Here is a 25385-nt window from a genome sequence, read left to right as displayed (position 1 = left end):
TGCTAATCCTTTGCAGGCTGGAGGGTTCGCGTAGGGGGGACGGCAGGCTGTTCCGGGGCGGGTTTGAGCCGGACCCGGACGGCTGCGCCCGCGCAGAGGATGACTGCCAGGCCGCCGACGACAGTGGTCCAAGTCAGGGTCTCGCCCAGCAGCAGTCCTGCCCAGCAGATGGTCAGCACCGGCTGGACGAGCTGGATCTGGCTGACCTGGGCCATGGGGCCGATGGCCAGGCCGCGGTACCAGGCGAAGAAGCCCAGGAACATGCTGACCACGCCGAGGTACGCAAAGGCCAGCCACTGCATCGGGGTAGCGGAGGGTGGCTGCTGGACGACAGAGACCGTAGTCAGCACCACCATCAGCGGCGAGGCGAGAACCAGCGCCCACGACACGGTCTGCCAGGAGCCGAGTTCGCGCGCCAGCAGGCCGCCTTCCGCGTAGCCGACAGCGGCAGCCACCACGGCGCCGAGGAGCAGTACGTCGGCCCAATGCAGCTGTCCGAAGCCGCCGGACTGCAGGGAAGCGAAGCCGATGGCGGCCAGGGCGCCCGCGCCGGTGATCAGCCAGAAGGCCAGCCGCGGGCGTTCCCGTCCGCGGAGGACGGCCGCCGTCGCCGTAGCGGCCGGGAGCAGGGCAATCACCACGGCGCCGTGGCTGGCTGGCGTAGTGGTCAGCGCGAAGGAGGTAAGCAGGGGAAACCCGACGACGACGCCGGCGGCCACCACTGCGAGGCGCACCCACTGCACGCCACGGGGGAGCCGTTGCCGGGTCAGTGCGAGGGCGAAGGCAGCGAGGACAGCTGCCACCACCGCCCGGCCGGAGCCGATGAACAGCGGGGACAGTCCGGCGATGGCGGCCTTGGTGAGCGGTACCGTGAACGAGAAGGCCGCTACTCCAAGGAGGCCCCACCAGAGTCCGGTGGGCCGGCGGGACGGTACCACTGGCCGAATAAGTGTAGTAGCGCTACTATTGTCTCTCATGAACAACGATAGCAGTTCGCGGATTGTGGCGCACCTGAAGACATGGATTTCTTCGGCCGCGCCTGGTGCGAAGCTGCCGTCCACCCGTTCTCTCGTGGCCGAGTACCAAGCAAGTCCCGTCACCGTTCAGAAGGCCCTGCAGACGCTGACGGCCCAGGGTCTGATCGAGAGCCGGCCCGGCGTCGGGACATTCGTGCGCGCCGTCCGGACCGCGCGCCCGTCCGACTACGGCTGGCAGACGGCGGCCCTCCGGTCCCCGCTGGCGCCGCCGCCTCCGGCCTCCAGCACCATGCGCAACGTGGCCAACGATGCCATCTCGTTCCACTCCGGCTACCCGGACCGCGAACTCCTGCCCGAGCGGCTGGTCCGCGCCGCCCTTGCCCGCGCGGCCCGCGGCGACGCCGCCCTGTCCCGTCCGCCCGCGGCAGGCCTGCCGGAGCTGCAGTCGTGGTTCGCGCACGAGCTCGGTGCCTCGACGCCGGCCGGGACCACACCGCCGAACCCCAGTGACGTCGTCGTACTCCCCGGCAGCCAAAGCGGGCTGAGCTCCATCTTCAGCGCCCTTGCTGGCCGGGGCCAGCCGCTGCTGATGGAATCGCCCACCTACTGGGGCGCCATCCTGGCGGCGGCGCAGGCAGGCGTGCGGGTTGTCCCGGTGCCCAGCGGGCCGGACGGGCCGGACCCGGCGGAGCTCGCCCGCGCCTTTGACGAGTCCGGCGCGCGGCTGTTCTACGCCCAGCCCAACTACGCCAACCCCACCGGTGCGCAGTGGTCGGCCGAACGGCGTGAACAGGTCCTGGACGTGGTGCGCGTGAAGGGTGCGTTCCTTGTGGAGGACGACTGGGCGCACGACTTCGGCATCACCTCCACCCCCGTGCCCGTCGCCTCCCGCGACGACTCCGGCCACGTGGTCTACCTGCGCTCGCTAACCAAGAGCGTGTCGCCCTCGATCCGCGTCGCAGCGGTGATCGCCCGCGGACCGGCGCGGGAGCGCATCCTGGCGGACCGGGCCGCCGAATCGATGTACGTCAGCGGGCTGCTGCAGGCGGCAGCGCTCGACGTCGTCACCCAGCCCGGGTGGCAGACGCACCTTCGCAGCCTCCGCCACCAGCTCGAATCACGGCGCGACCTCCTGGTCACCAGCCTGCGCCAGTATGCCCCGCAGGCGCATATCGGGCAGGTGCCCAAGGGCGGCCTCAACCTGTGGGCGCGGCTGCCCGACGGGACTGACCTGGAACGGCTGACCCGCGATTGTGAAACCGCCGGCGTTATCATCGCCGGCGGCAACGAGTGGTTTCCGGCCGAACCGGCAGGCCCATTCATCCGGCTCAACTACTCGGGGACGAATCCGGGCGCCTTCCCGGAAGGCGCCCGGATTATCGGTGAGTCACTGGAGCGGAACAGGGGCTAGCTAGCCAGTTCGGCGCAGACGTCGATCGACGGGCCGGACGTGCTCAGCAGCGTGAAGACACCGTCCGTGCCAATGGTGTAGACGATCTTGCCGGTGTAGTGGGTCGTTGACGGCCCGGCAGGCACGTCAGTTGGAAACATGATGAGGCCGTTGTGTCCGGTTGCCGTCACGGTCTGGGAGCCATCGGGGTTGTACACAGTTTCCGTGACTGATCCGTCGGTTCTGATGGTGATGGACTCGCCTGCTACTGGCTTCTTGGCTTTGGTTCCGTAGTTCGTATAGGTGTTGACCGTGCCCTTGCCGGCAGAAAGGAGACGAACCTTGTTGCCATTCTTGTCGAAAAACTCTTTGGTGTGCGTGATGGTGCCTGTCCATGACCATTCGAGGTTGAAGCCGGCACAGCCCTGCCCCATGGGGAGAAAATATGATCCGTCGGCCAGCGCCGGCTGCGCCGGTGCCACAAGAGCTGCCGCTGCCAGGGCAGACAGGGCGAAACCGCGGGTGATCCTGCTGGTTTTCATTGGATTTCCTTTCGAACGTATCCGGATTGGTTTTCCCAGACTGACCCTGCGGACTTAATTGGTCCTTAATCGCTCCAGGGACACTGGACCGTCCGCCTCCGGCGGGAGCATGATGGGGTTGATGTGGCCAAAATTTCCAGGTCGCATCGTGTGTCGGGGCGGGCGCTATGGGGTCGCTGGTCGATGAGCTCCGCGGGACGGGTTTTGTCAGACCCGGTACTGCGGCCGGTCGGTGAGGGGTGCTTGGCGATGGGCGCACTGTGGATCAGAACTCTGGGCCCGCTGGAGGTCGTCGCCGACGGCGCGCCGGTCGCCGTGGGCAGCGGGAAGCTTCGGATCGTTCTGGCGTGCCTGGCCCTGCGGGCAAACTCGGTGGTCGCCGCCGATTTCCTGGCCGAGGCCGTTTGGGATGGCCACCCACCAGCGCAGCCGGGCCCGCAACTGCAGGTCTACGTGGCAAACCTGAGGCGCCTGCTCGAACCCGACCGCGCCAAAGGGGTCGCTTCCCTCCGGCTGGCAAGCCGGCCGGGCGGGTACGTGCTGAGTGCCACCGCCGATGAACTCGACCTCTTGCAATTCAGGGAACACGTCGCGGCCGGTGAGCTGGCCGTGCAGGCCGGGAATCTGGCGGGCGGCGCCGACTTCCTGCGCCAGGCTGTGGAGCTCTTCCAGGGGCCCGCCTTTCCCGACCTTTCCGACGTCGGGCTTTTGGGCCCGGACCTGGACGGGCTGGAAGAAGCCCGGCTGGACGCGTACCAGGACCTTGTCGACGTCGAGCTGGCGCTGGGCCTGCACGGCGCCTTATTGGGGGAGCTGCAGCGGCTGGTCCAGGAGCATCCTTACCGGGAGCGTCTGTGGGCCTCACTCGTGCTCGCGCTGTACCGCTCCGACCGCCAGGCAGATGCCCTGGGGGCGTGCCGGGAAGCGCGAAGCATCTACGCGGCGGACCTTGGTATTGATCCCGGTGCACGCCTGCAGGAGTTGGAAACGCTCGTGCTGCGGCAGGACCCGTCCGTCGCTGCCCCCGCCGCAGACGGGCACCGCAGGATCAGGCCGAGGCTGGATAACCTGCCGGCCGAACTCACCCCGTTGGTCGGCCGGGACGCCGAGCTGGGGGAGGTGTGTTCGCTCTACCGCTCGGAGGGCTGCAGGCTGGTGACCGTCACGGGTCCGGGCGGGACCGGAAAGACGAGACTGGCGCTTGCGGCGGCCGCGCAGCTCGGCGAACGGATGGCCGATGGCGTGGGCTGGGTCAACCTGGCGCCGCTCACCCAGGCGCAGCAAGTCGCCGGCGCCATCGCTGCGACCCTTGGCCTGAAGGACTGGGGCGGCGAAGATCCCCTGAAGATTGCCTCCCGCTTCCTGCGCACGCGCCGGCTTCTGCTGGTCCTGGACAACTTCGAGCACCTGGAGGAAGCCTGGCCGGTGGTGCTGGATATGCTCACCGCCGCCCCCGACCTCAGGATCCTGACCACCAGCCGGAGGCGCCTCGGCTTGCGCGCCGAGTACGAATACGAGCTCGCGCCGCTGGCCCTGCCGCCAGTCGACCCGCCACTGCCTCCGAGCCAGCTGCGGGAGGTTCCGGCCGTAAAGCTGTTCGTCACCCGAGGCCGGGCAGTCCGTCCGCACTTCGACGTCGATGCCCGCAACGCCGCAGTGATCACCCGGCTGTGCCACCGCCTGGACGGACTTCCGCTGGCCATCGAACTGGCAGCCGCCCAGCTGCGGAACATCAGCGAGGCCTCGCTCCTGGACGACCTTGAGCTCAGCCTTGCTTCCTTGCCGGCAGCCTTCCGCGACCTTCCGGACCGCCAACGGACGCTGACCGCAACGATCGCCTGGAGTTACGAGTTGCTGGGTAAGGACGAACGGCTGCTGTTTGACCAGCTCGGCGTCTTCGCTGCTGATCCCACTGCGGCGGCGGTTGACGCGATTTGCGGCCGGGTGGCAGACGCGAAGCCGGAATCGGAAGCCTTGCCGTCCGAAGATTTGCTGTCCGCGCTCGCGCGCCACAGCCTGCTGCGGCGGTACACCGATCGTTCGGGAAGCAGCAGAGTCTCGATGCTGCACTCGATCCGCGAGTTTGCCCGTGACAGGCTCTGCCTGATCGACAACCCGGCGGCGGTCCGGCGCGGTCATGCCCACTACTACCTCGGTCTCGCTGAGAGGCTGGGTCCTCAGCTGTGGGGGCACGGCCAGCTGGAGGCCTTCAGGCTGCTGCACGCGGACGCGCCGGACTTGCGGGCTGCACTGTTATGGGCGGCGGGACCGGATGGCTCCACCGATGTTGCGCTGCAGCTGGTGGGGCAGCTCTGGCACTACTGGGAGCTGACAGGTGACGTGGCTGAGCAGTGCGCGACCGCCGTATCGCTGGTGGATGGAACCCAGGAAGCTGCGCCCGCGCTCCTTGCCCCGGCGCTGAGCGGAGCAGCCACTTTGTGCTGGACCGTGGGGAGGTACGACCAAGCCGCTGATTTCCACGGCCGGGCACTGCGGGCGTTCGGGCGGGCGGGAAACAACCGGGGTGCCGCCTGGACAACCATGTGCCTTGCCGTGCAGGCGGCACAGAGTGACGACATCGGAACTGCCGAGAGACTGGCTGCAGAGGCATTATTGATGACCGGCGCCAGCCACCGCACCCGTGTAGCTGCGCTGATCGTGCTGTCCCGGCTCGCCTTCTACGCCGGAGACCATGATCGGGCGCTTGAGCTGTCCAAGAAGTGTGCCGACCTCACCCGGCCCCTTGGGGACCGTTGGCTCCTCGGAAACACCCTGGTCAACCTTGCCGAAAGCAGGGAGCAAGCGGGCGAATACGACACCGCCGAGCATTTGCTCTACGAGGCCCTGGGCGCGTTGCTCGAGCTCGGTGCGCACGGAAACATCGTCGCCATCCTCGAATCCATCGCTGGCGTCTACGTTGCGCAGCACCGCGTCGAAAGAGCCATTCGCTTGCTGGGAAGCACTGACGCCTACCGCATCGACCGGGGGCTTCCGCTCTACCCGGCAGAGCAGCGCCGAATCGATTTGGTCATCACCAGGGCGCGCACCGAGGCCGGGCTCATCCGCTTTGGCATCGCCTGGGCAGCCGGGAAGGCACTGACACTGACGCAGGCAGCCAACGAGGTACTCCGGGGCCGGAACAGAAGGAGCAGGACGGTGCCCGACGCCGGCCAGTCACGGCCTTCTGCGCCGAGCCCACCGGAAAATGTCCTGGACCCGGCGCCGTGGTGACCAGCGCAGATCCCCTGGCTATTCGCCCAACAGACTGTAGGTGCTGATGACGTTGCCCTTGGTCGTCTTGTACTGGTCCTTCAGGCTGAGCCGGGTAACCGGGTCGCCGGCCTCGAACAGCCGCCTGCCGCTGCCGGCCACCACTGGGTGAGTCATAAGGGTGAGCTCGTCCAGCAGCCCGGCGAACAGCAGCTGGCGCGTGACCGACATGCTGCCGCACACGGCGATCTCGCCGCCGTCGCGCTTTTTCAATTCCGCGACGAAGTCCTCCAATGGACTGTCGATGAGGTGTGAGTTCTGCCACTCGAGCGGCTCGGTCAGAGTCCGCGAGGCCACAAACTTCTCCACCGGGTTGATGAAGCCGGCGAAGTCGTCGTCGACGGACGCCGTAGGCCAGTAGCCCGCCCATTCCTGGTAGCTCACCCGGCCCAGGATCACGGTGTCCACGCGCTCAATCATGCCTGTCATGCCTTTTCCGAGGTCCTCGTCGAAACTGTCGAACTGCCAGAGGAACGGGTCCGACACCACGCCGTCAACGGAGTGGAACAGGCCGGCGGTGACTTTGCGCATGGGGACCTCCAAAATAGTGCCAACGGTTTGGTGCGGGCCGGCGCCGGGCCGGACAAATCCACCGTATTAGGTGTGTCCGCAGCAGGGAAGGGGCCCGCGATCCGGGCTGGTTTCGGGGCGTGGAATTCGCTCCCCAACCATGCCGGAAGTTAGGTTCATCACTGCCGCCTGCGTGTTGCCGAAATCCACGCTCCTGCAGCCCCATACTGGTGTTGATGCGGCGTGTCACCGCAGTCCCCGGCCAGGCAGGAGGAAGTGCATGGAAACCCTGAAGAAGATCGTGAAGAACCAGTATTTTCCTGCTGCCGCGGTGCTGGCGGCTGTGGTGCTGTTCTGGGTCATCGCCATGTTTGGCGGGCTCTCGCTGCTGAACAACAACCAGCCGCCCATGGCCACCCTGACCTGGTTGCTGTTTGTCTACGCAGCGGCCGTCCTGACTCCGCTCGCCGGTGTTGTCGCCGCCGTCAACCTGGTGCGCCGATGGCAGCGAAACCGCCAGTACGCGCAAGCGCTTGCAGAGGCCGGTGTGTCGGAGGAGTTTGAGGCGGGCTCAGAGTCAGCATTGCCGGAACAGCAGGAGCCCGTAGCCGAGGCCCCAGCCGAGCCCGCAGTGGGGGTCGAGCCTGAAGTCCAAGTGGAGCCTGAAGCCGTGCCCGAACCCAACACGGAGCCCGCACCGGTACAGCCCCAGCAGGGCCAGCCCGCATCGCAGAGCCGCCCCGCGGCCCAGCCGCTCAAGAAGCCTGCCCTGGCCAAGCAGCGCAAAAAAGCCGCGTAGTCGCCCCCGAGCCGAGGACAACGGCGCAGGCAAACTACAGCGCCAGCTCCACCCGGTTCCGCCCTGCCGCCTTGGCCGCATAGAGCGCCGCATCCGCCTCGCCCAGGAGGGTCTCGGCGTCGGCCCTGTGGTCCGCGCTGAACGCCGCGATCCCGGCACTCAGCGTCAGCTGCCCCATCGGGTCCCCGGAGTGGACAATTTCCAGCTCCCGCACGCAGTCCAGCGCCCGTTCCATAAAGGCCTTCGCACCCAGCTGCGACTGGTTCGGCAGGACCAGCAGGAACTCCTCGCCGCCGTACCGGTACACGCCGTCGCTTTTCCGGGCCGCACCGGTCAGGGCTGCCGCAACTGCCCGCAGTGCGAGGTCGCCCGCCTGGTGCCCGTAGATGTCGTTGTAGCTCTTGAAGTTGTCGACGTCGCACATGGCCACGCAGTATTCCTCGGCGTACCGCTGGCTCCGGGCGTGCAGCTGCTCAAGGTCCTCGGACAGCTTCAGCCGGTTGTTCAGGCCTGTCAGCGGATCGGTCCGCGCCTGCTGCGACAGCACCTTCCGGTAATGCGCCAGGTCGGCGTGCAGCGTGGTCACCCGGAGCGCCACCAGCATGCGCGCGTGCAGGACAAAAGGGTCCAGCGGCTTGGTGACGTAGTCGTCGGCGCCCGCCTCGAGCCCGGCAAGAACGTCGTCCCGGGACCCCTGCGACGTCAGCAGCACGATATACGTGTACAGGTCGGCCCCCCGCGCCCGGATGGCCCGGCACAGCGCCAGCCCGTCCATTCCGGGCATCATCCAGTCAGTCACCACCACGTCCGGCTGGTGCTCCAGGTACAGTGCCCAGGCCTCGTCGCCGTCCGCCGCGGTCAGGCAGTCGTGCCCCGAACGTTCGACGGCGGCCCTGGCCACCAGGAGCGAGCCCGGATCGTCATCCGCCACCAGGACTTTCACGGCGCCACCTCCAGCGCGAGGTCGAGTTCAAAGTTCACTTTCACCAGCTCGGCTTCCAGCTGGCTGACCAGTTGCGGGCCGCCGTCGTGTTTTCCTTTGCGGCCCATCTCTTCCAGCTCGCCGCACAGGGTGGCGACGGCGGTGGCGCCGATGTTGGCCGCCGCGCCTTTCAGGGCGTGCGCGGCCTGCGCCAGGGCCGGCCCGCCGCCGTTGTGCACGGACTCCCGCAACACGGCGAGCCGTGCCGGAAGGTCCTTCCGGAACGCCTCGGCGGCTGCCGGCAGCAGGCCCATGCCGTCCTCGGGGCCGAGGTCGCGCAGCATGGCGAGCCGGCCCGGATCCACCGACGGCGGCCGGCCACCGGTGATGGCCAGCAGCTGGGGAGCCTGCTCGGGTACCCAGCGGGCCAGGGCGGCCTGGAGTTCCGCGGCGTCCACCGGTTTGGAAAGGTAGTCGTCCATGCCCGCGGCGAGGCAGCGTTCCCGGTCGCCGTCGAGGGCGCCGGCGGTCATCGCGATGATCGGAAGACGGCTGTGCTTGCCGTCCCGCTGCCGGATGACCCGGGTGGCCTCGAAGCCGTCCATCACGGGCATGTGGCAGTCCATCAGGACGGCGGAGTACTGGCTGCGGGCGGTGGCCGCCACCGCCTCGGCGCCGTCGGCCACGACGTCCACCGCGAAGCCGAACTTGGTCACCGTGGCGCGGGCCACCAGCTGGTTCACCTCGTTGTCCTCCACCACCAGGATGCGGCCGCGGGACGGCCCCTCGGGGGCGGGGGCTGGTTCGGCTGCGGAGGCAGCAGCCGGCGAAGGTGCGGCTGGCGCGGCCGGGGCTGCGGCATGCTCGCGGCTGGACATCAGGCGCACCAGGCGGTTATAGAACTCCGAGCTGCGGACCGGTTTCATCAACCATTCGCGGACCCCGGCGCCGGCGATCTGGGCCGCGTTGACCTGCATGGTGGAGGTGAGCATGATCAGCTCGATGTCCGCCAGCCGGGCATCGGCCTTGATTTCGCGGGCCAGTGCCAGGCCATCGGTGTCCGGCATGCAGAGGTCCAGCACGGCGAGGTCGAACGGCTTCCCGGCGGCTGTTGCCTCGCGTGCCCGGACCAGGGCAGCCTTGGCGTCGGGAACCGCCTCCGGCTGCAGCTTCCAGCCGCGCAGCTGCGATTCCAGGACCAGCCGGTTGGTGGCGTTGTCGTCCACCACCAGGACCCGAAGCCCGGCGAGGAAGCCGGCCGCGGGAACAGGATCGGTCGACGCAGGCGCCACCGGCAGCGGGATCCGGAACCAGAAGGTGCTGCCTTCTTCCAGGACGCTGTCCAGCCCGATCTCGCCGTCCATGGCCTCCGTGAGCCGGCGGCAGATGGCCAGGCCCAGTCCGGTGCCGCCATAGCGCCGGGTGGTGGATGCGTCCGCCTGGGAGAACGACTCGAACAGCCGCGCATGGTCGGCCGGATCGATGCCGATGCCGGTGTCACGGACTTCGAAGTGGACCATGGCGGTCGCGCCCGGCCGGGCGTCGGGGGTTTCCACCTTCACCTGGATGGACACCTCGCCGGCGGCCGTGAACTTCACGGCGTTGGAGGCGAGGTTCAGCAGGATCTGGCGGATCCGGCCGGAATCGCCGAGGAGCCTGGCCGGGACGCCGGGCTCGCAGTAGGCGATCAGCTCAAGGTTTTTGACCTGCGCGGGTTCGGTGAGCAGGCCGGCCACTTCCTCCACGAGCGCGCGCGGGTCGAAGGGGCGGACATCGAGGTCCACCTTGCCGGCCTCCAGCTTGGAGAAGTCCAGGATGTCGTTGATAAGGGACAGCAGCGCTTCACCCGCTCCCTTGACGCCCTGCGCATATTGCTGCTGTGTCTCGTCCAGGGGTGTCTCGAGCAACAGGGCGGTCAGCCCCACCACGCCGTTCATGGGGGTGCGGATTTCGTGGCTCATGGTGGCCAGGAACTCGGATTTGAGCCGGCTGGATTCCAGTGCTGCTTCCCGCGCGGCCTTCAGCTCCTGCTCCGCGGCCCGGCGCAGGGTGATGTCCCTGGCGATGACGGCGATCCCGCGCACGTTCCCGTCTTTGCGGATGGGAGAGACGGTCACGGAGACCGGGATGACGGCCCCGTCCTTGGCCAGGTGTTCGGTTTCAAAGCTCGCGGCCTCGCCGCTTTCGAGGAGTTGCTCGACCACCTCGTCGTCGCCGTCCGTGCTGTCCGGCGGCAGGAGGAAACGCGCGTCGCGGCCCAGCGCTTCCCCTGCCGAGTAGCCGTACTGCCGCTCCGCACCCGGGTTCCAGCTGGTGATGACGCCCTCCGGCGTGGTGCTGAAGATGGCGTCCGAGGAGGAGTTGACGATTGCGCCGAGTCCTTCAAGCTCCGCCGTCCGGGCAGCCACCTCCTGCTCCAGCCCGGTGGTGAGGGTGAGGTTCTCGATGATGATCAGGACCTGGCGGATCAGGATGAGTGCCACTGTCAGTCGGGCCACCGTCAGCAGGAAAACGCTCATCTCGCCGACGTGCGGGGCGGCAATCATCATCACTGCCACGAGGATCGGCGCGTACGGCAGAAGCTCAAGGGCCAGCGCAAAGGCCTTGCGGTCCGGCCGCGGGTTTTCCGCGTAAGGGAGCAGCGGTGCCAGGGCAATCAGCAGGAAGGCACCAATCCAGCCCAGGGCGAGGGGGGAGCCAGTGACGCCAGTAACGCCGTCGAACGTCAGCCGCACATAAGTGCTGTCCGTAATGGTCAGGATCAGCAGGCCGCCGCCGAAACACAGCCACGGCAGGCGCTCGCCGGGCCGCCGCCGCATCCCGAGGACCAGCACCAGGGAGGTCATGACCACGTCCACCACGGGGTAGGCCAAGTTGGTCAGATGCGTCAGGAAGTCGCCTTCGGAGCTGAAGGCCGGGCCCAGCGCCGTGTACCAGCTGACCACCATGACCGCACCGGCTATCACTCCCGCGTCCAGGACTGTCCGGGCGAGCCCCACGCGGGTGGTGCCGCCGGGCCGCCTGAAGCTGAACAGCGCGACGGCGGCCGGCACCGAATAGGACAGGAACAAGGCGTCCGCCAGGGAAGGGAAGGGGTACACATGGTCATAGGCGAGGCCGAAGTACGTCCAGACGAGCTGGCCGGCCGCCCAGACGTAGCACGCCACCGACATCAGGGTCCAGGCCCGCGCATTCACCCCGCCGCGGCGGGCTGCATGGGCGCAACTGCGGCCAGCCAGCATGGCCGCCAGGAGGATGGAGAAATCACCCGCCACCAGAGCAGTGGGAGTGCCGCTGTTGGCGGCGAAAAACAGCCCGAGAACGGCCAGCACGACAGCACTAAGCGCGATCAGCCACACCAGCGTGGCCGTGCGCGTGCCTGTGGCGGGACGTTGCTCCAGGAGATCTGTCTGATACACGCGGATCCCTCCCCATAGGTGCGCCCGTTACCCATAAAACCGTGAGACCTGGGCCCGCCCGAGACCTGGGCGGAGACGCATCCTTATGATATCCCTCACAGCTCAAGAAGGGCCGTACCTCGCGTCCACGTGGACCACGTCCCGGCCGGCGCGCTGCAGCAGGCTGGCCGCCACCGCGGAACGGTATCCGGTGGCGCAGTGCACCCACACGGTGCCCGCCGGAATCTCGCCCGCCCGCCCCAGCAGCTCATGCAGCGGAATGTTCACCGCCCCGGCGACGTGGCCGGCGTCGTACTCGTCCGTCCGGCGCACATCGAGCACCACGTCCCCGGCGCTGCGGCCGTGCAGCAGCCCGTCCCAGTCCACGCGCGGGTAATGCATGATGGCGGTGCCCGGCGCGAGTGCCGACGGCTCAGTTCCGAGGGCCGCATCGGGGGAGTCGATGCCGATCCGGGACAGGTCGCGGATGGCCTTTTCGACGTCGTCGCGGGATCCCACCAGAGTCAGCTGCCGGTTCCACGGCAGGACCCAGCCCAGGTAGGCGGTGAAGCTGGAGCCGCGGCCGTACTCGAAGCTGACCGACCCCTGCAGGTGGCTGCTGGCGAACGCCACACGGTTGCGCACGTCCACCACCCATTCGCCGTCCGCCAGCCGGCGGCTGAGCTCAGCCGGATCGAGCGGGTCCGGCACGGCGAGCTGCGCGGGGGCCGGCCCCTTCCGGTTGGCCGGCGCCATGTGTGCGTAGTAGGACGGATAGGCGGTCAGGTTGTTGATGAGCTCCCGCACAAAGTGGTCCTCGTCCGGATCCGTGAACGCGTGGTTGCTGCCCTGCTGATCGGCGATGGTGGACGCATGGACACCTGACGCCGGCCCGGACGAACAAAACGAGCCGAACCCGTGGGTAGGGTACAGGGCGGCGTCCGGCGTTGCCTCGGCGGCCAGGCGCCGGACCGATGCGTACTGCGCGTGCGTGAGCTTTTCGGTGTCTTCGTCGCTGACCAGGTCCGTCCGCCCCACCGACCCATACAGCAGGCTGCCGCCCGAAAACACCGCCTGCTCCTGGCCGTCCGTCACCACGTAGCTGAGATGGTGGTGGGTGTGTCCCGGCGTGGCCACCGCCTTCACGGTGAGCCGGCCCACCCGGACGGTGTCGCCGTCGGCTATTTTGACGCGGTCAAACTCGACGGCGTCCGCCCCGTTCACGAGGTACGCGGCACCGTGGGCGCGGGCCAGGATCAGCCCGCCGGTGAGGTAGTCGTTGTGGAGGTGGGTTTCGGCAACGTGGGTGATCCTGACGCCGGCTTCAGCCGCCGCGGCCTCCACCCGGTCTGTGTCCCGCTGCGGATCAATGACCAGCGCCACCTGCCCGTCGTGGACCAGGTAGCTGCGGTCCCCGAGCGGCCGGGTTTCGATGACAACGACGTCCATAGGATCATTCTCCTCGCATGGGGGCTCCCCTGGCTGTGTCCTGGCAGGGACGCCAGCCGCCGCATCAGCCCGGGCGGCCGTTCAGGGCGTCGATCGCCTGCTCAGCCTGCCGCACGGCCAGCTCCAGCCGGCTCCCCGTTTCCGGGAGCGAGAACAGGTAGCCCTGCAGGGAATCGCACTCCGGCGCCGTCAGGTAGTCCGCCTGCGTCGCCGTCTCCACGCCCTCGGCAGTGACGGTCAGGCCCAGGCTGTGCGCCATGTTGATCATCGAGCTGAGGATGGGCAGCCGCTCATGGCCGGTCCGCACCATGGACACAAAGGTCCGGTCGATCTTGACGGTGTCCACGGGAAGCTCCTGCAGCCGGCCCAGCGACGAGTAGCCGGTGCCGAAGTCATCCAGTGCCACCCGGACGCCGGCCTCGCGCAGGCTGCTGAGCTGGCTGATCAGGCTGCTGTCGGCGTCGAAAAAGACACTCTCGGTGACTTCCAGGACCAGCTGGTAGGCGCCCACACCGGCGGCGTCGGTGAGGCCGAGGACGCCGTCGGCAAAGTTGGCGTCCTGCAGCTGCACGCCGGAGACGTTGACGGCGAGCGACCGCGACGGGTCCTCGCCCAGCCATGGCGCCAGCTGCACGAGGCTGAGGGCCATCACTTCTTCGCCCACCTCGCTGATCAGTCCGCTGCGCTCCGCCAGCGGGATAAAGACCGACGGCGGGACGCGCACGCCGCCGCGGTCCCACCTGGCCAGCGCCTCGACCTGCACCACCTTCGCCATCCGCGGCGACACGATGGGCTGGAACACCACGGAGATCTCGCCACGGGGAACAGCCAGCTGGAGCCCGGCTTCCATGTCCGTGCGCTGCACCAGGGCCGCCATCATTTCCGGATGGAACCGCAGGAAGCGGTTCTTTCCCGCAGCCTTGGCCGCATACATGGCGATGTCGGCCTGGCGCAGCAGCTCGGATGGGCTGATGACGTCCGCGCCGGCCGATGCCAGGCCCAGGCTCAGGCTGGGACGCAGCACCGTGCCGTTGATGGTGACCGGCACGTGCAGGCACCTGACGATGCAGGCCGCAATCTCATCCGCGTCGGGGCAGGCCGTCAGCAGGACCACAAACTCGTCACCACCCAGCCTGGCCACTACGTCCGCGGTGGGGACGCAGCCGCGGAGCCGGCGTGCCACTTCCACCAGCATGTCGTCTCCGGCCTGGTGCCCCAGGATGTCGTTGACTTCCTTGAAATCGTCCAGGTCGACCAGCAAAACGTCCACGGTCTTGAGGCGGGGCGCGCTCAGCGCCGTTGCCAGGCCATCGTTGAAGACTGCCCGGTTGGCAAGCCCGGTCAGGTGGTCCTGGAAAGCCAGGGCCCGGAGCTGTTCGGCCTGGGCGGCGAGGTCCAGCATGGCCTGCTGTGCCTGCTCCTGGGCCTTCCGCCGAGGGGTGACGTCGCGGAAGCTCCACACCCGGCCCACGATCTTTTCGCCCACCCGCCGGGGCCGTGAGTACCGTTCAAAGGTCCGGCCGTCCTTGAAGTCCAGCACATCGTGGCTTTCCGCTTCGGGGTTTTCCTCCACTTCGGTGAGCCGAGCGACAAAAGTCTCCGGATCCTCTACCTGGGAGAGAATGAGCCTCATGACAGGCTCTTCACTGTCGCCTTCGAGGAGTTCGGGCGGAATGCCCCACATCTTGAGGAACTGGTCATTGAACCCCGCCACGCTGCCGTCCGAGCTGATCACCAGGATGCCGTCCGCCGTGGATTCGAGGGTCGCAGTCAGCAGCGACATGGCCTCGCGCAGGTCTGCGTCCGCAGCCTTCCGGTGCGAGGTGCTGCGGATGGAGACCAAAAGTTGGGGTCCGTCGGCTGATTCCAGCAGGGCGCCGGCCATCTCGGCAGCGAACTCGGTGCCGTCGCTGTGGACTCCGTACACTTCACGCGGCGGGATCGGCTCCAGGTTTCTCAGGTGCCGGAAGATCTGCTGGATTTCGTTCCGGAAGCCCTCAGACAGGAGGGCCCGGTGGTCGCTGCCCACAAGTTCGTCGGCTGCTACCCCGAACAGCCGGGATGCGGCGGCGTTGGCGATCCGGATGCGGCCGTCTTCGGCAACCGCGAGCAGGGCATCGGGGCTCGCCTCGAACATGGCGTTGCTGCCCATCGGGGCGCCCGCAGCGATAGGGAGGCCCTTCGTCTGGGACCTCCCCGCCGCGTCAGCGTTATCGCCGGATGCCTTTGCAGGCAAATCTTCGCTGTGCCGTCCCGAACCCGCCATGACGCAATCACCCCCACGCACATCATAAAGTGCGAATCCGGGATATCAATGCGGCGGGTGGAATCGGTTTCCTGTGATGTCGGTTATGGGCCGGGCACGGCGAAGGCGCCGTCCCCGGTTCGGGGCGGCGCCTTCGCTTTAAGAAGGGACCCGTCAGACGCGGCTGCCGCGCCTGGTGACCATGCCGTAGACGAGCAGGACAATAATGGAGCCCAGGATGGCCAGCAGCCACGTCCGGAGGTCGAAGAATTCAGCCAGGCCGCCGCCGAAGATCAGGGATCCGATCCAGCCGCCCAGGATTGCGCCAACGACGCCCAGGACGAGGGTGACAAGCCAGCCTCCTCCTTGCCTGCCGGGCAGGATTGCCTTGGCAATCGCTCCAGCTATCAGGCCCAAAATGAGAAATCCAAGAATTCCCATGATCACACTTCCTTTTCGATAAGTGGTGCCGATGCCTCACCCCGGTCATCCAATTCAATCAGTGTGCTTACTACATCGCAAGGATTCCCGGATATCGAAAAGGCGACGATTAGTTGTGCATTTCGGTCAGGGCTTCGGAGTTACGGGGCACCGAGGCCCGGCCCAGCCCGCGGACAACCCAGCCTTCCGCCTCCCAGGCCGTCATGTCCAGAACATTCCGGGCATCCAGCATGACCCGCCGACGGACCAGGCCGCCGGCTACAGCCGGGCTCAGATGCCGGTATTCCTCCCACTCGGTCAGCAGCAGCACCAGCTCTGCGCCCTCGAGCGCGCGGCGGGTGGACACCTCAAAACGCAGCTGCGGGTAGCGCATCCAGGCGTTGTTGATGGCTTTGGGGTCGGTCATCGTCACGTGGGCGCCGGCCGCGGCGAGCCGGGCCGCCACGTCGAGCGCGGGGGAGTCCCGGATGTCGTCGGTGTCCGGCTTGAAAGCGGCACCGAGGACAGTGACGGTCCGGCCGGCCAGGTCCCCGCAGAGTTCACGGGCCAGGTCCACGGTGCGGGCACGCTGGCCCACGTTGATGCCATCCACCACGCCCATCCACTCCTCCACGGAGTCCACCGCCAACGCAGCAGCCTGTGCCCGGAAGCTGCGGATGTCCTTGGGCAGGCAGCCGCCGCCGAAGCCCAGCCCGGCGTGCAGGTACCTGCTGCCGATGCGCGGATCGAGGCCCATCGCTTCGCCGAGTTCGGTGACGTCCGCTCCGGCGGCATCGCACAGTTCGGACATCGCGTTGATGAAGCTGACCTTCGTGGCAAGGTACGCGTTGGCTGCCGACTTGATCAGCTCGGCGGTGGCGTAGTTGGAGACCAGCCTGGGAATGCCGGCGTTCAGCAGCGGCTCGTAGACGGCGTCCAGGGCCGCGGTCACGCCCCGCGGCGCACCCGTTCCGGGATCGAAAGCGGCGACCCGACCGCCTGATACGCCGTAGACCAGCCGGTCCGGGACCAGCGAATCCTTGACCGCTGTGCCCTGCCGCAGGAACTCCGGGTTCCAGCCCAGCAGCACGTCGGGCCGCCGTGCCAGGATTCCGCGGAGCATCTCCACAGTGCCTACCGGCACTGTGGATTTACCAACGACGACGGCGCCCCTCGCCAGGTGCGGGAGCAGCGCCTTGGCGGCGGACACCAGGAAGGTGAGGTCGGCGCCGTCGGACGTTTTGGACTGCGGCGTCCCCACGCACAGGAAGTGGACCTGGGCGCGCGCGGCGTCCGCGAAGTCCGTGGAGAACGTGAGCCGGCCGGTGGCCAGCCCGTCCCGGAGCAGTTCGTCCAGGCCGGGTTCGAAGAAGGGCGCGTGCCCGTGGCTGAGGTGGTCCGCCTTGGCGGCGTCGACGTCGATGCCCACCACCGTGTGGCCCATCGAGGCGAGCGTGGCAGCGTGGACGGCGCCGAGGTAGCCGCAGCCGATGACCGAGATCCTCACAAGGTTGCTCCGCTCTTGGTGTCGAGGCGTCGAGGGGTTGTGGCAGGCCCTACCACCGGCTGGCCGGTGATCACCGAGCGGTAGTGCCGCACCAGTTCGGCGCTCAGTGCGGGCCAGGTCCGGTCCTGCACGGAGGCGTGGGCTGCGGCGGCGAAGGCGCGGCGCTTGGCGTCGTCGCCGATCAGGTCCATGACGTGCGCCCGGAGGCCCGCCAGGTCGCCGGGCTGGTAGAGCCAGCCGGTACGGGAGTTTTCCACCAGGTCCAGGGGGCCGCCACGGCCGGTGGCCACCACCGGTACGCCCGATGCCATGGCCTCCTGGATGGTCTGGCAGAACGTTTCGAACTCGCCGGGGTGGACAAAGAGGTCAAACGACGCCACCGCCCGTGCAAGCTCCTCGCCGCCGAGGAAACCAGTGAACACGGCATCTGGCAGGGCTTCCTCGAGTGCCGCCCGCTGGGGGCCGTCGCCCACGATCACCAGCTTCGCGTTGGGCACCCGGGCGAGGGCGGCCAGGTCCTCCACCTGCTTCTCGATGGCCAGCCGGCCCACATAGCCGATGATCCGCTGGCCGCCGGGAGCCACCGAAGCCCGCCAGCCGTCGTCGCGCTTTCCGGGCGAAAACCGGGCAGTATCCACGCCGCGCCGCCACATGTCCACGCGCGGAATGCCGCGGCCGCGGAGCTGGTTCAGGGCGAACGTGGACGGGACCAGCGTCCGGGTGGCCAGCAGGTGGATGTTCTCCACCCGATTCCAGGCCCAGTTCTCCAGGAACGGCACCCCGTACCGGGCGGCGTAGCTGGGGACCTCGGTCTGGTAGATCGCAACGGTGGGGATGCCCAGCTGGTGCGCAGCCTGGACCGCCCGCCAGCCCAGGACGAAAGGTGACGCCAGGTGGACGACGTCCGGTGCGTAGTCGGCAAGGATTCGCTTGACCCGGTACACACCGCCCATCGCCACGCGGACGTTGGTGTACCCGGCCAGCGGGACCGAGGGCAGCCGGTACACCAGCGCACCGTGCACAGCCTCGGGGACCGCGGTGTCCTTGGTGTCCAGCGTTGAGGGTGCAATGACCAGGACGTCGTGGCCCCGTTCCTCGAGGTGCTCCAGCACCCGCAGGATGGAGTGGGTCACCCCGTTCATCAATGGCAGGAATGATTCAGCGACTATTGCGATCCTCACCCCTCCACGGTGGGCGCCCGGGCTGACGGTGCGGGGTCGCGCGGGTAGAGCGCAGGGAAAGGTTGGGTTAACAGATCAGGAGCGCCGGGTCAGGGCTTTTCGCCGTGCCGCAGCACGTCCGGAAGTTCGTCCACATAGACCGTTTGCGGCGGCTCGAAGTAGATGACCAGCACTTCGTCGCCCACCGCGAAGATGCTCGTCTTGTCGAAGGGGTGGGCGTGGAATGCGTTGGTGCCGCCCAGGTAGGGCAGCATGACTTCGCCGATGGTGCCGGGGCCGATGCGCCCGGTCACCCGCCCGATCTTGCCGGTGAGGCTCCGGTCAACGTTTTTATGCATCCGGGGCTTTCGGGGGCCGCTTGCCTTCCCGGCTGTTCTTGAGCGCCGTGGACAGGGCGGGAAGGTAGTCGCCCACCTGGGCGAGGATTCCGCCGAGCATCTTGTTGACGCCTTCGCCGCCGTTCAGCACCGTCATCTGGCCCACGTGGGAGAAGGGCTCGGCCGCTGCGGCGACGATGGCCGGCATGTTCTCGGCCAGCTGCTGCGAGATGACGGCCTCCTGGTTGGTCCCCAGTGCTTCAGCCCGGGCCTTGATGCCGTCGGCCTCGGCCAGGGCTTTGGCTTTGATGGCGGAGGCAGTAGCGTCACCGCGGGCCTTGGTGGCTGCAGCTTCGGCCTCGCCGGTGACTTTCGTGGCGCCGGCTGCGGCAGCAGCGGCGGTGGCGTTCGCCTGTGCCTGGAGTTCCGTCCGGCGGGCGTTGGCCTGGGCTTCGAGCTCGGTGCGGCGTGCCAGCGCCTCGGCGGCACTGATGTCCGCGGCCTTCTGGCCCTCGGCGTCGGTGCGTTTGGCATACGCCTTGGCGTCGGCGGGCTTCCGGACGGTGGTCTGGAGCTTCTGCTCTTCCCGGTCCGCCTCAAGCTTGGCCACTTCCGTTTCCTGGACCACCACCTGCTGCCGGGCCGTGGCATCCGCCAGCGGTCCGGCCTGGGCCGCGTTGGCTTTGGCCCGCTCGGCGTTGGCCTGCGCCACCGACTGCCGGATGGCCGAAACGCTCTGCGCATCCGCGATCAGCGCTGCGGCTTCGGCTTCCTTCTCGGCCGCCTCACGGTTGCGGGTGGCCTCGGCGATCCGGGCTTCCATCTTCACCTGGGCGATGTGGGGCTTGGCGATGTTCTGGATGTACCCTGTGGGGTCCTGCAGGTCCTTGATCTGCAGCGAATCCACCACGAGCCCCAGCTTCTCCATTTCCACCCCGCTGGCGCTGCGGACCTGCGAACCGAGCTTGTCACGTTCGCGGATAATCTCCTCCACGGTCATGCTTCCGATGATGGACCGCAGGTGGCCCTCAAAGACGTTGTAGACCTGGCTTTCCATTTTGGGCTGCTGGCCCAGGAAACGCCTGGCCGCATTTGCGATAAACGGCGGGGCGTCACCGATTTTGTAAATCACCACGCCTTCCACAATCACCTGGATGCCCTGGGACGTAACGCAAGAAACCTTGAGTTCAGTTTCATTCAGGGTGAGGGAGAGGGTGCGGACAGTCTGCAGGCCCGGAAATACCAAGGCGCCCTTTCCGGTGACAATCTTGAAATCCATACCGGCCCGGGTGTCCAGGGTTCCGCGGGTCAGCCCCGAGATGATCAGGGCCTCATTGGGCTCCGCCACTTTCCACATCAGTTTGATGGCCACCCACACAAAACCGATCACCAGGATCGCCCCGATAATCGTGGCAATCAGCGGGAAGAATGCTGACAGATCCGGCATGATCAGGTCCTTTCACAGGTACGGAAAAGCATCGCCGTAACGCTCCGGTAAATGCAGCTGTCCATTTCCTGCCGGTTTTCCTGCGTGCAATTCCGGCCAGCCTGCCCAGCTGTTGTAGCCAGTGTGATTGGCGCCCGCCCAAGAGTCCAGAGCGCGGGAAACTTCCTTACCGGCGGGCCGGTTCCTTTAGTGGCCGAGGATCTCGCGGGCAGCCCGCTGGGCCTCGAGCTCCTCGGGCGTGACGGTGGTTCCGCGGAGGTATCCGGCGGCGGCGATGATGTTCCGCAGCTCGGCCTCGCTCCGCGGCGAGTTGACCCCGTGGTGCGACATGGCATGGCAGTTGGCGCACAGCGGAACCAGGTCCGTGAGCGGGTCCAGGACGTAGCCGTTGCCAAGCTGCGACGCGGGGACCACGTGGTGGACGTGGATGAAGTCCGCGCCAATGTCGCCGTAGGCCAGTTCGAAGGAGAACCCGCACGCCGCACAGTTGGTGCCACGGTGCGCGATGCAGGCCCGCCGTGCCGCGGGATCGCGTTCGTACCGGTTAACGGCGGCGCGGACGACGGCGCTCTCCGGATAGGTGCCGGGCACCGGCTGGGTCGGGTCGGGTCCTTGCGGCGGGCCATGGTCCGTCCAGAGTGCGCGGACGGCCGGCTCGTCATCGGGTGCGAGCACGGTGCCTGCGAAGCCGGCGCTGTCCCACGCGGCGTCGGGCATCGCCCTGGTGAGAACGTCGGCAGGCACCTGGTCGCCCAGGGGAAGAAGTGCATCGAAGGCTACCTGCACGGTGATGTCTGCACGGTCCGCGGCTGCCGACAGCACCACGCCGTGGCCGATCAGGCCTGGACCGTGGTCTCCCAGCAGGAACAGCCACGCATCCGTGCCCGCAGCCACGCTTCGGCTGACGGTCCAGGGCTCCAGGTGCAGCCCTGTAACGGCGACCTTTTCAACAATGGCCGCGTAGTTCCAGCGGTTCCAGCGGGCCGGGTCCCAGCCCAGGATGATGGCGCTCATGGGCCCATTGTTCCAGCGGCACAGGTTTTCCATGCCGCCTGAGGCGCAAACGTACACTTGAGGCCCTAATTTCCACAGCGCGAACTGGCAGGTATTACCCTCAAATCCGAGTTTTGAGGGTAATACGTGCCAGTTCGCGCCGGATAGCGCCTCAATAACTCTGACGGCTGACCGGGTGGGGCGGCCCCCAACACCGCCCCGCCCAGCCACGGCCTAGCCGAGCTTCCGCATCGGGTCTGGCCAGTTGCCCACGGTCGACGTGACGATGGCGCGGTTGATCTCAGCGTTGTAGTTGGACATGACGGTTTCTCCTGACTGAACGTGGTGTCCGCGCGCCGGTGGTGCGCGGGGGTCATGTTCTGCCGCGAAAAGGGCAGAGGTGACCTGTTCAGTCGGGTGAGGACCCGGGATCGAAGGAAGGGCCAGCCGGTAGCGTCTCGGCGCCGGACAGGTTTGCGTCACTGGTGGTAGTGGGCAGGGCCGGCCAGGACCCGCCAAGGTCTGCAACACTCACGGGACCGGAAGATCCTGGGTTGGCCTGCCCGGCCTGGTTCGCCAGGGCAGGGGGAGCCTGCGTGCCGGGTTCTTGAGGCCCGTCTTCGGGTCCGGTAGGCGTCGCCTGAGGAGGCGGGGCCAACCCGGCGCGGTCCTGGGCAGGAGCGAAGCCGAACCGCAGGGTGTTCGTGGCGGCTGTGCCCGCCAGCCCCGTTTGGGCAGCAGCAGGAGAGGTGGCCGCAGGACTCACGATGGCAGCGTCACTGCCTGCAACCGCGTCCGACGCCGGGAGGCTGGGTGCCGCGGTCGGCACCAGGCCGGGTGCCGGCGTCGTAAGCGGTGGAAGGCTGGGCAGCGGCAAATCGGGGAGGGGCAAAGGCAGCGGTGCGGCCGGGAGCTCAGGAAGCAGCGGCGGCAACTCGTCAGGCAACGGCAGGACATCGGGCAAAGGCAGCGGAAGGGGCGCCTGCACGAGGGGGAGTTCGGGAAGGCCCGGCACCAGGGCGGTGACGGAGTCAACAGTGCCGGCGACCACAGGAAGGGCCGGAGCGGCCAGGGAGTTTGCGAGGCCTGTTACGGGATTCGCGAGGGAGGCTGCGGTTGCCGCGGCCGCAGCGCCGGTGCCTGCCACCACGGGAGGCGCCTGAGGAGGTATCGCTTCCGCAAGGAGGGACGATGCAGGTTTCAGCGGGTCCCCGGTGTCCGGGACCAGGCTGGAAGCGGTGGCGGTTCCGGCTCCCCAGACGAGCCACGCCACGGCGGCCAGGAGAGCCAGCAGCAAGGACCGGAGGGCAGGGCGGCGAAGAGTCCGCGGTATCGCCCCCATCCGATCCACCCCCTAGCCCGATGGAACAACAGGGTACGCCGGGTCCAACCTGCCGTCCAGCACTAATTTTTCGGGGGACGGCCCACGAAAAAAGCCGATGCAGCTGTCCGCGTCACCGCGGTCAACTGCACCAGCCATTAGGACGAATATTCAGAATTTATTGAACTAACCTCATACGCGGCTCCTATTTCCCGGTTTCGATATCCGGGTTACCTCCTGTCGCTGGCCATGTTGCGGGACAACAGCCAGCCACAAGCAATCATCGCTACGCCCAGTACCAAGTGGGTCCAGTTGTCAGCCATGTTGAGCGACAGGAAATTGGCTGCCGAACCAACACCGACACTGAGACCGAAAATGGCAAGGACGATGTACAGCGCGCCGGCGCCCAAGAGGAAATTACGCGCGCCATGTTCGGTCCGGGACATAGTCCAGCCGGCTGCGCCAATGGCCAGCTGCACTATATTGAGCAGCATGGACACCTGGAACAGGCCAAGGAACATGGCGTGGGAATCAGGCCCAAGGAACATCAATTCGCTGTACTGCGTGGTGACGCCCGGGATAAAGCCCAGGATGCCGACCACGATCAAGAGAATACCTACACCCATGCCGGCATTCTGGACGTCTGCACGCCCGAAATGAACGCCGTGTGCATGTGGGGATGCGGTAGTCATTTTTTCTGCCTCCAACCACTGATTGCGGACATTCCAATTTTACGGCTGACCTGTGGAAAAAGCTCCGGAAGGCCGCGGACAGGGACTTCTGCGCAGCGACAGGACTGGCGTATGCGGCTGTCCGCGGCCGGCTGCAGTGTTGCCGTCCCTGAGGGCTCTGGTGAGGCGCGTCTCGTGGGCCTGTTGAGCCTGTCGCAAACGGGCGGAAGGGCCGCTCCGTGACACCATGGAACACGATGAAACTGCGCGCTGATCAGACCGGAGACCGTGGCCTTCCCATGCCCTTGTGGCTGCAGGGCGGGCTCGAGACGGCACAGGCAGCCATCATTTCGGCGCTTGTGGTGATCGCACCGATCGCCGCGGTCTGGGCCACCGCCGGTTTCCAGAATTCCGCGTTCGACGTCCTGGCCCGGCTGGCCGGCCAGGCCTGGCTGCTGATCCACGGCGTGCCGCTGGAACTGGCCGATGTCGGATCCGGTACAGCCGGAGGCTCCGGGTCCGACATGCTGACACTGATTCCTTTGGGGCTCACCCTGATTCCGTTCCTGCTTGCCTGGCGGGCGGGGCGGCGGCTGGCCCGGGCTTCCTATACCGACCAGCTGTGGCAGGCCCTGCTGGGATCCTGGGTGGTCTACGCGGCGTTCGGCGCGGCCACGGCATTCGTGTGCCGCACGCAGGACGTCGTCATCAACCTCTGGTACGCCATGCTCATCCCGCTGATCCCGTACGCACTGGGAATGGCGATCGGTGCCCGGCGCGAGGCTGGCTCGTGGAGCCGGCTGATCGGCGTCGACGCCGTCGCCTGGATTTCCCGCACCAGCCAGCATTCCCGCTGGGCAGGGTCCTATCTGGCCTCCGCAGCGAAGGCAGGGTTTGTGGCGCTGGCGTCCTCCCTGGCGCTCGCGTGTGTGCTGCTGGCGGTGGACCTTTTCATCCACTGGAACCTTGTGGTGGCCGTCTATGAAGCGCTCGACGCCGGTGCCCTCGGAGGTGCCGCCCTGACCATTGCGCAGCTCGGGTACCTCCCCAACCTCGCCGTGTTTGCGCTCGCCTGGGCATCCGGATCCGGTTTTGCGATGGGCGTCGGTTCGCAGGTGGGTCCGCTGGGAACCGCCACCGGGCCGCTGCCGTCCATTCCCGTGTTCGCAGCCATCCCCTCCGGCTCGCTGGAGTACGGGTTCGTGGCGCTGGTGGTGCCGGTGCTGGCCGGTGTGCTGGCGGGCTGGTGGTTCCTGCGCGCTGGGGAGAACCATTTCGACGAGTGGCTCTCCATCAAGATCCACGCCCGCTGGTTCACTGCCACCGTGTCTACGCTGGCACTCGGTGCGCTGATCGGGGCCGTCGCCGGGCTTTTGTCCGCCGGACTGGCCTGGCTGGCACGCGGGTCCGCCGGCCTGGGACGCCTGACGGACATCGGGCCCGACCCGTTGTGGACGGCGGTCTGGGTGGCCGCGGAAGTGGGCATCGGCGTCGTGATCGGTTACGCGGCCGGGCCGTGGCTGGAACGCCAGCAGCAGGTGGAAGAGGAAGCGGAGCTGGCGCTGTAGGGCCAGTCCCGGCGAGTTGCCTTAGGGAAGCCGGGGCAGTGAGTTCTCCACCGCGATCTGGCACCCTGACTTGGCCTGCTCCGTGATGGCCTCGCGGACGCATTGCTGGTAGTCGCGGAACTCATCGAAGAACACCGACGCGGCCAGGATCACCAGCACCATGAGCAGGGAAACGAACAGGCCCGAAATGGTCCCGAAGAGCACCAGCCTGGATTCCTTGAGCCGGACCGCACGGACCAGCAGCAGGATGCCCAGGACAAGGCTCGCAGCTGTCAGGATGCCGGTGAGCCAGAGATAGCTGATATCGAGCTGGAAGACGAAGAACGAGCCCAGCACAGTGACGAGGAAGATCCGGAACAGGTTGTGCGTGGTGCTCAGCGAGCTCTTGGCTGCCTCGCTGAGCTGGGGTTTGGTCCGCTGTTGGCCAGCGGGTTCCGGGGTGGTGTTCATGTTTTCCA

The 25385-nt window shown here is 67.4% G+C and carries 20 protein-coding genes; 4 read left to right on the top strand and 16 right to left on the bottom strand.

All coding sequences use genetic code 11. The annotated features are described in order from the left end of the window. Positions 1-2: 2 nt before the first annotated feature. Positions 3-977, bottom strand: coding sequence for a DMT family transporter (locus ABV518_RS13555; protein WP_367767597.1), 975 nt, complete (start codon positions 975-977; stop codon positions 3-5). On the opposite strand from ABV518_RS13555, the gene ABV518_RS13550 reads away from it, so the two are divergent. Then, entirely contained in the window at positions 976-2388 is a 1413-nt protein-coding gene (locus tag ABV518_RS13550; RefSeq protein ID WP_367767596.1) for a PLP-dependent aminotransferase family protein, read from the top strand. The two genes, ABV518_RS13555 and ABV518_RS13550, sit on opposite strands and share 2 nt — an antisense overlap. Here ABV518_RS13550 and ABV518_RS13545 read toward each other — a convergent pair. Beyond that, a complete protein-coding gene (locus tag ABV518_RS13545; protein WP_367767595.1) occupies positions 2385-2909 on the bottom strand; it encodes a hypothetical protein in 525 nt (174 codons plus the stop codon). The two genes, ABV518_RS13550 and ABV518_RS13545, sit on opposite strands and share 4 nt — an antisense overlap. A 249-nt stretch (positions 2910-3158) precedes the next feature. On the opposite strand from ABV518_RS13545, the gene ABV518_RS13540 reads away from it, so the two are divergent. After that, on the top strand, positions 3159-6140 hold the full coding sequence (locus ABV518_RS13540) for a BTAD domain-containing putative transcriptional regulator (RefSeq protein WP_367767594.1): 2982 nt from the start codon (positions 3159-3161) through the stop codon (positions 6138-6140). Between the two features lie 18 nt (positions 6141-6158). On the opposite strand, the gene ABV518_RS13535 is transcribed toward ABV518_RS13540, so the two are convergent. Continuing rightward, complete coding sequence (locus tag ABV518_RS13535; protein ID WP_367767593.1) at positions 6159-6710, bottom strand: dihydrofolate reductase family protein; 552 nt, start codon at positions 6708-6710, stop codon at positions 6159-6161. Between the two features lie 259 nt (positions 6711-6969). On the opposite strand from ABV518_RS13535, the gene ABV518_RS13530 reads away from it, so the two are divergent. Further along, a complete protein-coding gene (locus tag ABV518_RS13530) occupies positions 6970-7488 on the top strand; it encodes a hypothetical protein (RefSeq protein WP_367767592.1) in 519 nt (172 codons plus the stop codon). A 34-nt stretch (positions 7489-7522) separates the two neighbouring features. On the opposite strand, the gene ABV518_RS13525 is transcribed toward ABV518_RS13530, so the two are convergent. From ABV518_RS13525 to ABV518_RS13470, 12 genes are all read right to left on the bottom strand, one after another. Next, positions 7523-8431 (bottom strand): diguanylate cyclase, encoded by a 909-nt coding sequence (locus tag ABV518_RS13525; protein ID WP_367767591.1) that lies wholly within the window; start codon positions 8429-8431, stop codon positions 7523-7525. Next, positions 8428-11829 (bottom strand): response regulator, encoded by a 3402-nt coding sequence (locus ABV518_RS13520; RefSeq protein WP_367767590.1) that lies wholly within the window; start codon positions 11827-11829, stop codon positions 8428-8430. The genes ABV518_RS13525 and ABV518_RS13520 overlap by 4 nt, the downstream gene beginning before the upstream one ends. A gap of 102 nt (positions 11830-11931) precedes the next feature. Next, positions 11932-13257 carry a rhodanese-like domain-containing protein gene (locus ABV518_RS13515; protein WP_367767589.1) on the bottom strand — a complete coding sequence of 442 codons (1326 nt, stop codon included), beginning with the start codon at positions 13255-13257 and terminating at the stop codon, positions 11932-11934. Between the two features lie 64 nt (positions 13258-13321). After that, on the bottom strand, positions 13322-15409 hold the full coding sequence (locus tag ABV518_RS13510; RefSeq protein ID WP_367767588.1) for a putative bifunctional diguanylate cyclase/phosphodiesterase: 2088 nt from the start codon (positions 15407-15409) through the stop codon (positions 13322-13324). 267 nt (positions 15410-15676) lie between these two features. Next, positions 15677-15943, bottom strand: a complete 267-nt coding sequence (locus ABV518_RS13505) for a GlsB/YeaQ/YmgE family stress response membrane protein (RefSeq protein ID WP_367767587.1) — start codon at positions 15941-15943, stop codon at positions 15677-15679. 109 nt (positions 15944-16052) lie between these two features. Beyond that, entirely contained in the window at positions 16053-17429 is a 1377-nt protein-coding gene (locus ABV518_RS13500) for a UDP-glucose/GDP-mannose dehydrogenase family protein (RefSeq protein WP_367767586.1), read from the bottom strand. Further along, positions 17426-18610, bottom strand: a complete 1185-nt coding sequence (locus ABV518_RS13495; RefSeq protein WP_367767585.1) for a glycosyltransferase family 4 protein — start codon at positions 18608-18610, stop codon at positions 17426-17428. Before ABV518_RS13495 ends, ABV518_RS13500 begins: the two co-directional genes overlap by 4 nt. An 89-nt stretch (positions 18611-18699) precedes the next feature. Further along, the gene (locus tag ABV518_RS13490) at positions 18700-18948 is read right to left on the bottom strand and encodes a hypothetical protein (RefSeq protein WP_367767583.1); all 249 of its coding nucleotides are present in this window, start codon (positions 18946-18948) and stop codon (positions 18700-18702) included. Next, the gene (locus tag ABV518_RS13485) at positions 18941-20374 is read right to left on the bottom strand and encodes a flotillin family protein (RefSeq protein WP_367767582.1); all 1434 of its coding nucleotides are present in this window, start codon (positions 20372-20374) and stop codon (positions 18941-18943) included. The genes ABV518_RS13490 and ABV518_RS13485 overlap by 8 nt, the downstream gene beginning before the upstream one ends. 186 nt (positions 20375-20560) lie before the next feature. Continuing rightward, positions 20561-21388, bottom strand: coding sequence for an HNH endonuclease (locus ABV518_RS13480; protein ID WP_367767581.1), 828 nt, complete (start codon positions 21386-21388; stop codon positions 20561-20563). A gap of 388 nt (positions 21389-21776) precedes the next feature. Beyond that, positions 21777-22709: a hypothetical protein gene (locus ABV518_RS13475; RefSeq protein ID WP_367767580.1), complete on the bottom strand. Its 933-nt coding sequence runs from the start codon at positions 22707-22709 to the stop codon at positions 21777-21779. A gap of 209 nt (positions 22710-22918) precedes the next feature. After that, positions 22919-23380 carry a DUF4383 domain-containing protein gene (locus tag ABV518_RS13470; RefSeq protein ID WP_367767579.1) on the bottom strand — a complete coding sequence of 154 codons (462 nt, stop codon included), beginning with the start codon at positions 23378-23380 and terminating at the stop codon, positions 22919-22921. A 236-nt stretch (positions 23381-23616) separates the two neighbouring features. Here ABV518_RS13470 and ABV518_RS13465 point away from each other — a divergent pair, with 236 nt between their 5' ends. Further along, positions 23617-24927, top strand: coding sequence for a DUF6350 family protein (locus ABV518_RS13465; protein WP_367767578.1), 1311 nt, complete (start codon positions 23617-23619; stop codon positions 24925-24927). A 21-nt stretch (positions 24928-24948) separates the two neighbouring features. Here the strand turns inward: ABV518_RS13465 and ABV518_RS13460 are convergent, their stop codons facing one another. Then, positions 24949-25377: a hypothetical protein gene (locus ABV518_RS13460; RefSeq protein ID WP_367767576.1), complete on the bottom strand. Its 429-nt coding sequence runs from the start codon at positions 25375-25377 to the stop codon at positions 24949-24951. Between the last annotated feature and the right edge of the window lie 8 nt (positions 25378-25385).

The sequence above is a fragment of the Arthrobacter sp. HS15c genome (genome assembly GCF_040812005.1).
Taxonomy (GTDB): Bacteria; Actinomycetota; Actinomycetes; order Actinomycetales; family Micrococcaceae; genus Arthrobacter.
This window is presented reverse-complemented; position numbering and strand designations above follow the sequence as displayed.